A 12,497-nucleotide genomic window follows, 5' to 3' on the forward strand; every position below is an offset into this window, starting at 1 on the left:
ATCGAAACCTACACCCGGTTTATCAAATCCCCAATCCCCCCCTTTTTCTCAGGCCTCCTTTGCCGGAACCGGCAGACGGATCAGATAATCGAATGCTGACAGAGAGGCCTTCGCCCCCTCCCCCATCGCGATGACGATCTGCTTGTAAGGCACGGTCGTCACGTCTCCTGCGGCAAATACGCCAGGGACGGATGTGGCACAGTGATCGTTGATGACGATCTCGCCATAAGGGCTCAGTTTCAGCGCGCCTTTCAGCCACTCCGAATTGGGCAGCAGGCCGATCTGAATGAACACGCCATCCGTCTTGACCTGATGCAGGCCGCCATCGCCGTCGCTATAGGTCAGGCCGGTCACTTCCTTGCCGTCACCCTCGATCTTCGTGGTCAGGGCATTGGTCAGGACCGTAACATTCGACAGGCTCAGCAGCTTGTCCTGAAGCACCTTGTCCGCCTTCAGATGCGCGCCACGCTGAAGCAGGGTGACGTGCGACACGATCCCCGCAAGGTCGATCGCCGCTTCCACGCCGCTATTGCCGCCACCAGCCACCACAACCGGACGCCCCTTGTAGAACGGGCCGTCGCAATGCGGGCAGTAGGCCACGCCCTTCGTGCGGTACTCGTCCTCGCCCGGCACACCCAGATGCCGCCAGCGCGCACCAGTCGCAATGATGACCGTCTTCGAGCGCAGGGTGGCCCCGCTTTCCAGAACGATCTGGTGCAGACCACCGACTTCCTCAGCCGGGATCAGCTTTGCCGCAAGCTGGGACGCAATGATCTGCACATCATACTGCCGCACATGGGCTTCAAGCGCGGCCGAGAGCTTCGGCCCTTCCGTTTCCTGCACGGAGATGAAGTTCTCGATCCCGGCCGTGTCCATGACCTGACCACCAAACCGCTCCGCCACAAGACCCGTGCGCAGACCCTTACGGGCAGAATAGATCGCCGCCGCATCGCCCGCAGGCCCGGCGCCAAGTACCAGCACGTCAAACGGCGCCATATCGTTCAGCTTTTCCGCCGACCGGGCAACAGAAGCGGTGTCCAGTTTGGCGAGAATATCCGCCACTTCCATCCGCCCCGACGCGAAAGGCTCGCCATTCAGATAAACCTGCGGGACCGAACGGATGCCGAGACGCTCTACTTCGTCCTGAAAATCCGCACCATCAATGGCGGTGTGATGGATCTTCGGGTTCAGCACGCTCATCGCATTGAGCGCCTGCACCACGTCCGGACAGTTCTGGCAGGACTGGGAGAAATACGTCTCGAAGTGGAAGTCGCCGTCCAGCGCACGGATCTGTTCGACCACATCCGCCTCGATCTTCGGCGGATGGCCGCTGACCTGCAGCAGCGCCAGAACAAGCGACGTAAACTCGTGCCCCATCGGCAGGCCCGCAAAGCAGACCTGAATATCCGTATCCGGACGGCGGATCACGAAGGACGGTGTGCGGGGACCCTGTCCCTTCTCCGAAAACGTCACCTTGGGGGACAGGCTGGCAATGTCTTCCAGCAGGCCGCGCACTTCAGCAGAGCGGGCATCCGCGCCAAGGGTCGCCTCAAGCACGACCGCATCACGCAGGTACTCCATATAGGCGCGCATCTGGGTTTTCAGGTCGTCCTGAAGCATGTTTTTTCTCCGGATTTCGGGACTGGACAATTTGGAACCGGAAGACTGTCCGGCGCAGCCGCCTCCCTCAGGAGGCGGAGCGGGTGAAGCCCGAAAGCCCCACCCTGATCGGATCCGGAAAGGATCAGATCTTGCCGACGAGGTCGAGGGACGGCTTCAGCGTTTCGCCGCCTTCCTTCCACTTGGCCGGGCAGACTTCGCCCGGATGGCTTGCGACATACTGCGCAGCCTGGATCTTCTCCAGCAGCTCGGTTGCACTACGGCCAACGCCACCGGCGGTGATTTCGATGTACTGGATCTTGCCTTCCGGATCGATCAGGAACGTGCCGCGATCGGCCAGACCGGCTTCTTCGATCAGCACATCAAAGTTGCGTGCAATCGCGCCCGTCGGGTCGCCCAGCATCGTGTACTTGATCTTGCCGATGGCCGGGGAGGTGTCGTGCCAGGCCTTGTGCGTGAAATGCTTGTCCGTGGAGACGGAATAGATTTCCACGCCCAGCTTGTCGAAAGCGGCCTGGTTGTCGGCGAGGTCTTCAAGTTCCGTCGGGCAGACGAACGTGAAGTCGGCCGGATAGAAGAAGAAAACGGACCATTTGCCGCGAACGTCGGAGTCCGTGACCGTGAGGAACTCACCGTTGCGGAAAGCATCGGTAGAGAAGGGCTTCAGCGGGGAGTTGATGCGAACCATCAGACTGTCTCCTGACCTTGGGTTGGTGTTGTGTTGCGGACTCTGTGTCACACAGAAAGAGAGAGACAGGAAACAGTTCCTGTCAATATGACTGATCGCTAAAACCGAACTTGTGAGATGAAGATATCAAGACTCCCGATCATGAGATGCGCCATACCTTCAGGAAACAGCCTTTTGCGATGCAATTTTTCCCTGACAGGCAAAACCGGACTTCCCCATAACGTTATTCGATCCTATCTATAAAATATGAGCTATGTTCCCCTCTCCGGCCTGTCCCTGCGCGATATCGAATATGTGGTCGCGGTCGATGACCTGCGCAACTTCTCCCGTGCGGCCGAACGCTGCGGCGTCAGTCAGGCCGGGCTGTCCGAACAGGTCCGCAAGCTCGAACAGCTTCTGGACGTCACCCTTTTTGAACGCTCACGGCGTCACGTTGCGCCAACCCCCGATGGCGAGCGCCTGCTTACACTCGGGCGCGAAGTTCTCGCGGCGGCGCGCAATCTTCTTGAAGTCGCCCGCGCCCAGACCGGCCCGATGGAAGGCGCGCTGCGGCTCGGCGTCATTCCCACGCTCGGCCCATATTACATTCCGGGCCTTCTGCCACGCCTGCGGGAGCATTATCCGGCGCTCAGCCTGCGCCTGCGCGAAAGCATGACAGACACACTCGTGCATGCCCTGCGCAACAGCGAGCTGGACGTCGCCCTGATGGCATTGCCCGCGCCTTCTGAGGCTCTGGAAAGCGCACCAATTTTCGAAGAGTCGTTCCTCGCCGTATTTCCCAACACGCATGAACTGGCCCAGAAGCCGAAACTCTCTCTCAGCCAGCTCGGCCGCCCGGATCTTCTGCTTCTGGAAGACGGGCACTGCCTGCGCGATCAGGCCCTGTCCATCTGCCCGACGGTTCCGCGCGAAGGCGAGCAGCGCCTGGCCACCAGCCTTGAAATGCTGTGGTACATGATCGGAGCCGGCGAAGGGTTTTCCCTCATCCCTCAGCTTGCGCTGCGCAACCGGGTGGATTTCGAGGATCTCATTACCGTCCGTCCGCTCCCCGAACCCGAAGCACGCCGCACGATCGGTCTGACCTGGCGCGCATCGGACCCACGGGCTCCAGTCTTTCGCGATTTCGCGGCATATCTTCGCAGCATCACACCAGAGCACTGCCACACCTGTGGCTGAAACCCTTGTGAAGCCTTCCCAATCCCCGGCTCCACGTTCCGCTGAACCGAACATCCTCGGAACAGCCTATGGCGTTGTCCTGTGCGTGATGCTCAGTGTCATCGCCCTGCAGGCCGCCATTCTCCCGGCTTCTGTCTGGCAGGGAGACGAATACGACTATTTTGCCAATATCCGGGAGCATGGTCTGGCCTTTCTGTCGGACAGACTGCTGCACTGGAGCCCACGTCCATTCTCGGAAATTGTCATATTCGCCTACGGAACGCTCGCCAACGCCGTGCATAAGCCACTGGCATGGATCTTTCTGGCCCTCACATGGCTGTTTTGTGCTGCGATAGCCTTTGTGCCCTTCCTCCGTCGAAGCGCTGCACCTATCACGATGCGCCTGCTGATTGCCGTGTCCCTCGCAGCCATTTTCATGCTCGGCCACCCTTCCGCAGACCTGTTCTACTGGCCGATGGGAACCATTGCCCATCTTCCCGTCCTTGCCGCTGCCTGTGGGCTGATCCTGCTGAAGATCAGCAATACCCTGTCTCTCCGGGCCGAGGCTCTGTTGCTGACCCTGGCTCTGGCATCAAGCGAAGCCGGAGTGTTTTTCGGAATGCTCTGGCTGGGAATGCGCGGATTTGAGAGCCTGAGCGGCCGTCGGACCTTCCCGCTGGGGCGGAGCAGATGGCTGCTCCTGCCGACGGGTATTGGACTCTGTGTGTTTACGGTGATGATTTTCAATCACAGAATGGGCGGCAGTGGATTTCCCTTCACGCCCACCCATGGACATATCAGAGCAAGCCTTGCTGCGGCATTTCGCCCGTTTCTGAAAACGCTGTTCGCCCTTCAGCCGGACGAAATAAGCTCGGGGAGCCTCTTCACCAGGAAAGCCCTTGCCAGCGGGGTGGTCCTGAAAGCCCTCCTGACCGGCGCATTTACTGCACTCTTCATGGTCTGTGGCATCCGACCGGCCTTGCGTACGCTTATGGCCCCAGCCCTTGCACTTTCAGGCACAATGTACCTGACGATCGCCGCCGCTTTTTACGCATTTGGCTTTCTCTGCTGTCAGCGCCATGAAACTTTCCGGCTGGACTTCTCCATCCTTCTTGTCCTGCTGCTTGCTGCGGGACTCAGCACGATTTTATCGGCAAAATTCAGGATATCTTCTGACGACCGAAAAAGAGAAACGACCCTCCAGATCTGCGCGCTTGCAGGGCTTCTGCTGTTTACAGGATGGACAATGCGGTGGCGCCTTTCGGACCTGTCCCTCGCTCTCGCAGGTCTGCCGCTGGAGGAAGCCGCTCATGACCGCGTCTGGGCGTCAGGCCTGTCGGCAGGGACCGAGATGACCTATACGCAAGGCACGGCTTCACCCGCCTTCTACTACTGGCGCTGGGAGCCGGGCACCTACCATGTGGGTGGAAGCGGATGGGAAGTTCAGTCCGCGATGCGGTATTTCGGCAAGACAACGCTTCATGTCCTGCCGCCCGCCAGTCTGCCCCCCCTTCCCGCCGTACCTTGAACGGGAAGGAAACAGGGTCTGAAAACCAGACCTTATTCGGCCGCGTTGCAGCGATGGGTCGAACCGGGGAAGTCTGAACACTCGCCCTTCACGGAATCCCAGCGGAAATCCATTTCGTCACCCGCCATGCCGTTCTTCTGGAACTCGGTCGTCACCGCGCTCACATTCGTGACATGGCCTTTAGTGTAAACCAGTTCGACATAGCCGTTATAGAAACCCGGGATTTTGCCCACACCTTCGAAATAGGTCGGTTTTCCGTCTTTTCCCGGCACCGCGAACAGTTTGGTGACCTGAGCCGGAGTGGCATGCTCCAGCTTGCGCAGGAATTCCGGCGACAGGGTCTGGCAGCTGATTTCCGGGCGCGGGTCCTCGCCGACATTCGACTGCCAGCAGGCCGTCTGGCCCGGCAGCGGCGTCGCGGACGCAAGATGCGGAGCAACAAGCGCCGCTCCCAAAGCCGCGGCTAACGTGACATGCTTCAAACGTACCATCTGTAAAATGCTCCAGCAGAACTCTCTGTTTTCCGAACCTATCACAGCCCTCTTTCGGAACCCACAGACCCTGCCCAACACCTTTTGCGGAACTGGCGTTTCAAGGGGCTTTCAGGCAGGCGGCGCTTCATCAATGGAAGGCTTTTCGGGGTAGAGCCAGCGCACCACCCGCCCCATCGTCAGACCCTGAACGATGATCGTAAACACCACCACCCCATAACAGACGGGCAACAATGTATCGCGTAGTTCTCCCGCCGGGAGCCCCAGCGCGAGCGCAACGGAAATACCGCCCCGCAGCCCACCCCATGTCAGAAGCCCAAGAGCGCGCCCGCGCTCGCCGGGTTGCAGATGCACGGGAATGGTCGACAGGAAAACACTTGCGCCGCGCACCAGAACCGACAGCGGAATTGCCACCAGCATCATCAGGAACGGCGCCAGATGCGGCCGGATTTCCAGCAGTTCGAACCCGATCAGCAGGAACAGCAAGGCGTTCAGGATCTCATCAATCAGGTTCCAGAACCCCACCATTTCCTCACGGGATTTCTGCGTGATGGCGCGGTGCCCCGCCTTGCTGGCCAGGCTCATTCCGGCAACCACCACCGCAATCGGCCCGGACATGTGCAACCCGTTCGCAAGACTATACGTCCCGGCCGCGAGCGCCAGAGAACCCAGCAGGTCGATCTGCGCGTCCTCCACGCCGCGAAGCAGCAGAAGCGCCAGCCAGCCCGTAAAAGCGCCGAACAGCCCGCCTCCCACGGCTTCAACCAGAAATCGCAAAACGAAATCACTGGCCGAAACGGACGCAATATCACCCGTGGCCAGCCCGATCATCGTTCCATAAAAAACGACACCCACGCCATCGTTGAACAGGCTCTCCCCCGCGAACGTCGCCTGAAGCGCGGGTGGCAGTCCCAGACGCCGCAGCATGCCTACCACCGATACCGGATCGGTTGGCGCAAGCATCGCACCCAGCAGCACGCACCAGCTGAAAGGCACGGAAAGCCCGAATACAGGAAAAATAAACCACACCGGAACCGCCATCAGCGCCACGGCCAGTGACGTCCCCACGATCGCCAGCGCCGCGACCGACTTTCCGCGCGACACCAGCATCCCCAGATCGACCTGCATCGCCCCTGCAAACAGCAGGAAGGACAGCGCTCCATCCAGCAGGGTCCGGGGCAGATTGATCGTTCCCAGAAGGTTCTGCGGAACCTGCTGAAGATCATATCCAGGAAACAAAGGGTTCAGGAGCATGACGATCAGGGAGATCACCATCGAAATCAGCAGAATTCCGATGGCCAGTGGAAGTCTGAGGGTCCGGTAATTGATGATTCCGAGCAGGGTCGCCACAGCCAGCAGCAGAGCAAACAGCCCCAGAGAATTCATGACCGCATTTCCTTCCCCGATCTCTGCTCCGGCAACGACTCAGGCCATGACAGGCCGCACGCAGACAGATCCACCCTGCTTAACTGCTCGGGGTACACCGAAGTTTCTTCCGAAAACCGCAACAGCCCTTCCGGAGGTCACTTCTCACAGGCCGTACGCTTACGCTTCCTTACCGTTCCTGACATGACAGACGTTACGGCAGAACGCACTCTTCGGCATATCAGCAACCGGAGGAAACGGATTTCGTGACAAAGACCTGCGCTATCGCCGTTTTCATCCTGCTCGCAGCCTGCGCCTCACACGCCCCGCCCGACATGACGTCGGCCAGCGGTGACGACGATGATCCCGCCTATACGGTCAAAAGCGACCACACCCACGGTGGTGGTGGCATGGGCGGCAACGGCAATCTCTGGGGAGAAGTCTTCAGAACCGCTCTCCAGACCGGCATGGGCTTCGTCCACCACTAGGTCTCAGTAAACGAGACGCCACTCCGCCGGTTCGGCCTCGGCCAGCGCATACCATTCCCGCAGCAGCGGATGATCGAGCATCGTCCGCACCCAGGTCTTCACGACCGGATCAACAGCCAGTTCAAACGTGTGAATGCGGATGGCAACCGGCGCATACATGCAGTCCGCCACCGTCATCCGCTCCCCGAAGAGGAACGTCGTCGGCGCGCCAGAGCGGAGAAGCGCGTCCTTGAGCGTGCGGCTCAGCAGCGCCACATCGGCCGCAAGTTCATCGCTGATTTCCGGCAGAGGCGCGGGAGTACGCTCAACATCCATGGAGCAGTTCTGGCGGATCGGGCGGAAACCGGCATGCATCTGCGCGCTGATGCTGCGGGCATGGGCCCGCACGATCCGGTCTTCAGGCCAAAGCGAGGGTGCGATTTCGGCACAGTATTCGCAGATCGCCAGACTTTCCCAGACATCCGCGCCGTCATGCTGAAGATACGGCACCATCCGGTTGGGCGAGCGCGCATGGATCTCGGTTGTCCGGCCAGCGCCCTTGAGCGCAATGACCTCTTCCGTCACATCCAGCCCCGCCAGCCGCACAGCCAGCCAGCCCCGCAGAGACCAGGACGAATACCGACGCGACCCCAGAAGCAGCATACCCGCCATCAGGCGTCTCCCGCAGTAATAAAGCCGCCACCCAGCACGCGGCTTCCGTCATACAGCACACAGGCCTGACCGGGCGCGGGCATCGCGGCCTCGTTCAGTTCCACCAGCGCGCCACCATTCTCCAGCGGCTTTACAAGCGCCTCACGCAGCTTTTCCCGCGCGCGGATCTGTACGCCACAGCGCACGCCCTCAGCCGGGGCGTCGATCAGCCAGTTCATGTCGCGCAGGCGCACGGTCCGGCGGCTGTCGGCTTCCGAAAGCTGCACGCGCGGCCCGACCACGATGCGCCGCTTGGGCACATCAATGCGCGTCACCATCTGGCGCTCGCCCGTCGCGGTGTGGATGTCCCCCAGACGCTTGCTCTGCCCGACTGTATAGCGCGCCACGCCTTCGTGCCGGCCCAGAACCTGGCCAGCCTCGTCCACGATCTCGCCCTCGCCCCGTACTTCCGGACGCAGCTTCTCGACCAGTTCGGCATAGGAGCCGGTGGGGACGAAACAGATGTCCTGACTGTCCGGCTTGGCGGCGATGGAAAGCCCCAGCTCTTCGGCCAGCGCACGCACATGCGCCTTGTCCGGCATCTCGCCCAGCGGAAAGCGCAGATAATCGAGCTGGTCTTTTGTCGTCGCGAACAGGAACCAGGTCTGGTCCCGCTCCGCATCGACGGGACGGTGCATTTCCGCCCCTTCCGGCCCTTCGACACGGCGGACGTAATGCCCGGTCGCCATGGCCTCGCAGCCCAGATCCCGCGCCATGCCCAGAAGATCCGTGAACTTCACGCCCTGATTGCAGGCCACGCAGGGAACAGGCGTTTCGCCACGCGCATAGGCATCCGCAAAGCTCTCGACCACACTGTCACGGAAGCGGCTTTCCGCATCAATGACGTAGTGCGGGAAGCCCAGACGGTCCGCCACGGCGCGCGCATCCATGATGTCACGCCCCGCACAGCACGCGCCCGGCTTGGCCGCCTGTCCGTGGTCGTAAAGCTGGAGGGTCGCGCCAATCACCTCGTGGCCCTGCCGTTTGAGCAGCGCGGCCACTACGGAACTGTCCACGCCTCCCGACATGGCAACGAGGATCCGCATGGTGCTCAGCCCGCCTTCGGAAGGCGAACGGTCAGGCCATCCAGCGCATCCGTCATAACGATCTGGCAGCCCAGACGGGACGTCTTTTCCAGACCGAACGCCAGATCGAGCATGTCTTCCTCGTCATCCGTCGGCGTGCCCAGCTTGGCGGCCCAGTCCGGATCGACGACCACATGGCAGGTCGCGCAGGCCAGCGAGCCTTCGCAGGCGCCTTCAAGGTCAATGTCGTGCTTGTGCGCGATTTCCAGCACCGACAGTCCGACAGGCGCGTCCACGTCACGACGGGTTCCATCACGCTCGATAAAGGTCATCTTGGGCATAGTCGTACGCTTTTTCCGGTTTCACTTGGGTTGGCACGTCCGCGCGGCTGCGATCAGAAGCCCGGCCGCACGGTCAATATCGGCCTTGGAGGTAGAGCGTCCGACCGACAGGCGCAAGCATTGCGACGCCTTCTGCGCAGAAAGTCCCATCGCCGTCAGGACATAAGAGGGTGCAATCTCCGCCGCCGTACACGCCGATCCGGTCGAAGCGGCAACATCCGGGCAGGCTTCCAGCACGTCCAGCGCCCGGAGTCCCTTGGGCAGACAGACATTCAGCGCCCCCGCCAGACGAGGCACGGTGCGCCCGTTCAGGGCAATCCCCGGCAGGCCGCTCTGAAGCTGCGCCCACAGATCATCCCGCAGCACCGCCTGCCGCACGGCTTCCTCGGCCATGCTCGCCGCAGCCAGCTCCGCAGCCGCTCCAAACCCGACAACCAGCGGTGTCGGCAGCGTTCCGGAGCGGAACCCGCGCTCCTGCCCGCCTCCGGAAAAAAGCGGCTCCAGCCGGACACGCGGACGACGCCGGACATACAGCGCTCCGATCCCTTTCGGCCCGTACATCTTGTGCGCGGACACGGACGCCAGATCCACATCCTTCAGCGATACCGGCATTTTCCCGGCCATCTGCGCCAGATCGACATGCATCAGCGCGCCCGCCGCCTTCACGATCCCCGCAAGCTGCGGAATATCCTGCAACACGCCGGTCTCGTTGTGCGCCGCCATGATACTGACCAGCAGCGTCGGCACCTCCAGCGCCTTGCGCAAAGCCTCGGGATCAACCCGCCCGTCAGCATCCACGCCCAGCACAACCGCCTCAAAGCCTTCAGACGCCAGCGCCCGCACCGATTCCAGAACGCATTTATGCTCGGTTGCGACTGTGATGATCCGCCGTCGCGGATCGCCCAGCCGCGCCAGATGCCGCGCCGCCCCCTTGATGGCGAGGTTGTTCGCTTCCGTCGCACCGGACGTGAACACGATCTCCCGCGCTTCCGCCCCGATGAGCCGCGCCACGCTCTCCCGCGCCCGCTCCACGGCCTGCGCCGCTTTCCGCCCCGGCCCATGCAGACTGTGCGGATTGCCGAAATCCTCCCCGAACCAGGGCAGCATGGCCTTCACGACCGCCGGATCACACGGCGTTGTCGAAAAGTGATCGAGATAGATCATGCCCATTGCCCCGATCATTTCCGCAGCCGACGCGCCATCGTCTCATACGCCTCACAGAACGCCTCGACCTGAGCCTCCTGCACATTCCAGGGAAGCGAAACACGGATGGCCTGCGCGGCACCCTCCGTCTCCCCCATCGCCCGCAACACATGCGAAGACGACACTTTCCCTGACGAGCAGGCCGAGCCCGCAGACACGCAGAACCCCGCCAGATCCAGCGTCATGAGTTGCACCTGCGCCGCCACACCATCCAGAATCAGACAGCTCGTATTCGGCAGCCGCGCCACCGCCTCGCCGGCAACCCGCGCCCCAACAGCTTTCGCCGCGGCTTCGACCCGATCCCGGAGACGCTGTATGGGAGCCCAGTCCTGCAGACGCGCCGCATCAAACGCCGCCGCCATGCCCAGAATGGCCGGAAGCGCCTGCGTCCCGCCCCGGCGGCCCCGTTCCTGACCACCCCCCGCCACAAGCGCATCCATGGGCTCATCTTCCGCCAGCAGCAGCGCGCCAGCCCCTTTAGCCCCCCCCATCTTGTGCCCCGACACCGCAACACTGCACCCGCCCAGCGCGAACGGCACCCGTCCCGCACTCTGCACAGCGTCCACATGCAAATGCGCACCCGAGTCGCGACAGACCGCCAGCACATCCTCCAGCGGCGAAAGCACCCCCGTCTCGTTATTGGCGGACATCACACAGACCAGTGCCGGGCCGCTCTCGCGCAGCCGAGCCCGGAGGTGTTCCACATCCACAATCCCGTCCCCGTTCACAGGCAGGATTTCAGCTCTGGGCGCGGCCTTGAGGATGGCATCATGTTCCGTAGCCCCAACAAAAATCCGGCGTCCCTGCCCGAAAGCATGAACCGCCATCGCATCGGCTTCCGTCGCCCCGGACGTGAACACGCAGGTGCCGGAAATCCGCCCGAAACCCGCTGCCATCCGGCTGCGGGCGTCTTCAAGGAACCGGCGCGCTTCCCGCCCTTCAGCATGGACCGAAGACGGGTTTCCCGACAGCATCATCCCCTCCAGCGCCGCCTCCTTCGCACAGGGGCGCAGGGGCTCGGTGGCATTGGCGTCCAGATAGGTCGTCCCGGAAACAGTTTTCAGCGCAGTCATCATGTTTTCCAGATTGGGCAAACGGGCGGAAATCGCAATGGTATGTCGATTTTGGTGGAAATCGGCTTTTGCGAATCGGTATACACAGCACCACCGGACGGCAGAGTTCCAATCCTGCCTGACACAGCGCGAGAGTATTCATGCCTGAAGTGATGTTCGCCGGCCCAGACGGTCGGCTTGAGGGTCGTTACCACCACTCCAGCGAACCCAACGCTCCGCTTGCTTTGGTGCTGCATCCCCATCCGCTCCACGGCGGCACCATGAACAACCGTATCACGTACACGATGTATCGCAGCTTCGAGAAAATGGGTTTCTCGGTCATGCGCTACAATTCGCGTGGCGTCGGCCGCTCCCAGGGCCGTTATGACGGCGGTATTGGCGAGATTTCCGATGCGGCAGCAGCCCTCGACTGGATGCAGATGGTGAACCCGAACTCCACCGAACTGTGGATCTCGGGCTATTCCTTTGGTGCCTTCGTCGGCATGCAGCTTCTGATGCGCCGCCCTGAAATCAGCGGCTGGATCAGCGTAGCTCCCCCGGCCAACGACTACGATTTCGGCTTTCTGGCCCCCTGTCCCTGTGGAGGCCTCATGATCGCCGGCGGCAAGGACGAAATGGCGCCCGAACCCGGCATTCACAAGCTGGTGGACAAGCTCAACACCCAGAAGAACGTTACCGTCGACTACCGCATTTTCGACGACGCCGACCACATCTTCGCCAAACAGGCCGACCGTGTCGGCGAAGCGCTTGAAGACCACGTCAACACGATGCGCGGCCGCAAGGCACTGGCTCTGGCCGCAGACTGATCCGGGACATAATTCCCGCCAGAC

13 protein-coding genes are annotated in these 12,497 nt (G+C 61.8%); 4 read left to right on the forward strand and 9 right to left on the reverse strand.

Annotated features, from left to right (window positions below):
- Positions 1-48: 48 nt before the first annotated feature.
- Positions 49-1,620, reverse strand: a complete 1,572-nt coding sequence (gene ahpF / locus A0U94_RS10890; protein ID WP_077803378.1) for an alkyl hydroperoxide reductase subunit F — start codon at positions 1,618-1,620, stop codon at positions 49-51.
- Between the two features lie 124 nt (positions 1,621-1,744).
- On the reverse strand, positions 1,745-2,308 hold the full coding sequence (gene ahpC / locus A0U94_RS10895; protein WP_077803379.1) for an alkyl hydroperoxide reductase subunit C: 564 nt from the start codon (positions 2,306-2,308) through the stop codon (positions 1,745-1,747).
- 246 nt (positions 2,309-2,554) lie between these two features.
- On the opposite strand from ahpC, the gene A0U94_RS10900 reads away from it, so the two are divergent.
- Both A0U94_RS10900 and A0U94_RS10905 read left to right on the forward strand, forming a co-directional pair.
- A complete protein-coding gene (locus A0U94_RS10900) occupies positions 2,555-3,484 on the forward strand; it encodes a hydrogen peroxide-inducible genes activator (protein WP_062027349.1) in 930 nt (309 codons plus the stop codon).
- Between the two features lie 7 nt (positions 3,485-3,491).
- Entirely contained in the window at positions 3,492-4,991 is a 1,500-nt protein-coding gene (locus A0U94_RS10905; protein ID WP_167369381.1) for a hypothetical protein, read from the forward strand.
- A gap of 32 nt (positions 4,992-5,023) precedes the next feature.
- Here A0U94_RS10905 and A0U94_RS10910 read toward each other — a convergent pair whose 3' ends face one another.
- Together A0U94_RS10910 and A0U94_RS10915 are read right to left on the reverse strand one after the other, a co-directional pair.
- Positions 5,024-5,482, reverse strand: coding sequence for a hypothetical protein (locus A0U94_RS10910; RefSeq protein WP_077803381.1), 459 nt, complete (start codon positions 5,480-5,482; stop codon positions 5,024-5,026).
- A 111-nt stretch (positions 5,483-5,593) separates the two neighbouring features.
- Positions 5,594-6,868, reverse strand: a complete 1,275-nt coding sequence (locus A0U94_RS10915) for a cation:proton antiporter (RefSeq protein WP_062027353.1) — start codon at positions 6,866-6,868, stop codon at positions 5,594-5,596.
- Between the two features lie 245 nt (positions 6,869-7,113).
- Between A0U94_RS10915 and A0U94_RS10920 the strand changes: the two genes are divergently transcribed.
- Positions 7,114-7,335, forward strand: coding sequence for a hypothetical protein (locus A0U94_RS10920; RefSeq protein ID WP_077803382.1), 222 nt, complete (start codon positions 7,114-7,116; stop codon positions 7,333-7,335).
- A 3-nt stretch (positions 7,336-7,338) separates the two neighbouring features.
- Here A0U94_RS10920 and A0U94_RS10925 read toward each other — a convergent pair whose 3' ends face one another.
- The 5 genes from A0U94_RS10925 to A0U94_RS10945 are packed head-to-tail and all read right to left on the reverse strand — an operon-like array spanning position 7,339 to position 11,670.
- On the reverse strand, positions 7,339-7,986 hold the full coding sequence (locus A0U94_RS10925) for a glutathione S-transferase family protein (protein ID WP_077803383.1): 648 nt from the start codon (positions 7,984-7,986) through the stop codon (positions 7,339-7,341).
- A complete protein-coding gene (gene mnmA, locus A0U94_RS10930; RefSeq protein WP_077803384.1) occupies positions 7,986-9,071 on the reverse strand; it encodes a tRNA 2-thiouridine(34) synthase MnmA in 1,086 nt (361 codons plus the stop codon). Before mnmA ends, A0U94_RS10925 begins: the two co-directional genes overlap by 1 nt.
- 5 nt (positions 9,072-9,076) lie before the next feature.
- Positions 9,077-9,391 (reverse strand): ferredoxin family 2Fe-2S iron-sulfur cluster binding protein, encoded by a 315-nt coding sequence (locus tag A0U94_RS10935; RefSeq protein WP_062027361.1) that lies wholly within the window; start codon positions 9,389-9,391, stop codon positions 9,077-9,079.
- A gap of 21 nt (positions 9,392-9,412) precedes the next feature.
- Positions 9,413-10,555 carry a cysteine desulfurase family protein gene (locus tag A0U94_RS10940; RefSeq protein WP_077803943.1) on the reverse strand — a complete coding sequence of 381 codons (1,143 nt, stop codon included), beginning with the start codon at positions 10,553-10,555 and terminating at the stop codon, positions 9,413-9,415.
- A gap of 14 nt (positions 10,556-10,569) precedes the next feature.
- Entirely contained in the window at positions 10,570-11,670 is a 1,101-nt protein-coding gene (locus tag A0U94_RS10945) for a cysteine desulfurase family protein (protein ID WP_077803385.1), read from the reverse strand.
- 137 nt (positions 11,671-11,807) lie between these two features.
- Between A0U94_RS10945 and A0U94_RS10950 the strand changes: the two genes are divergently transcribed.
- Complete coding sequence (locus tag A0U94_RS10950) at positions 11,808-12,473, forward strand: alpha/beta hydrolase (protein WP_062028603.1); 666 nt, start codon at positions 11,808-11,810, stop codon at positions 12,471-12,473.
- The last annotated feature ends 24 nt before the right edge of the window (positions 12,474-12,497 follow it).

This window comes from Gluconobacter albidus (assembly GCF_002005485.1).
Taxonomy (GTDB): Bacteria; Pseudomonadota; Alphaproteobacteria; order Acetobacterales; family Acetobacteraceae; genus Gluconobacter; species Gluconobacter albidus.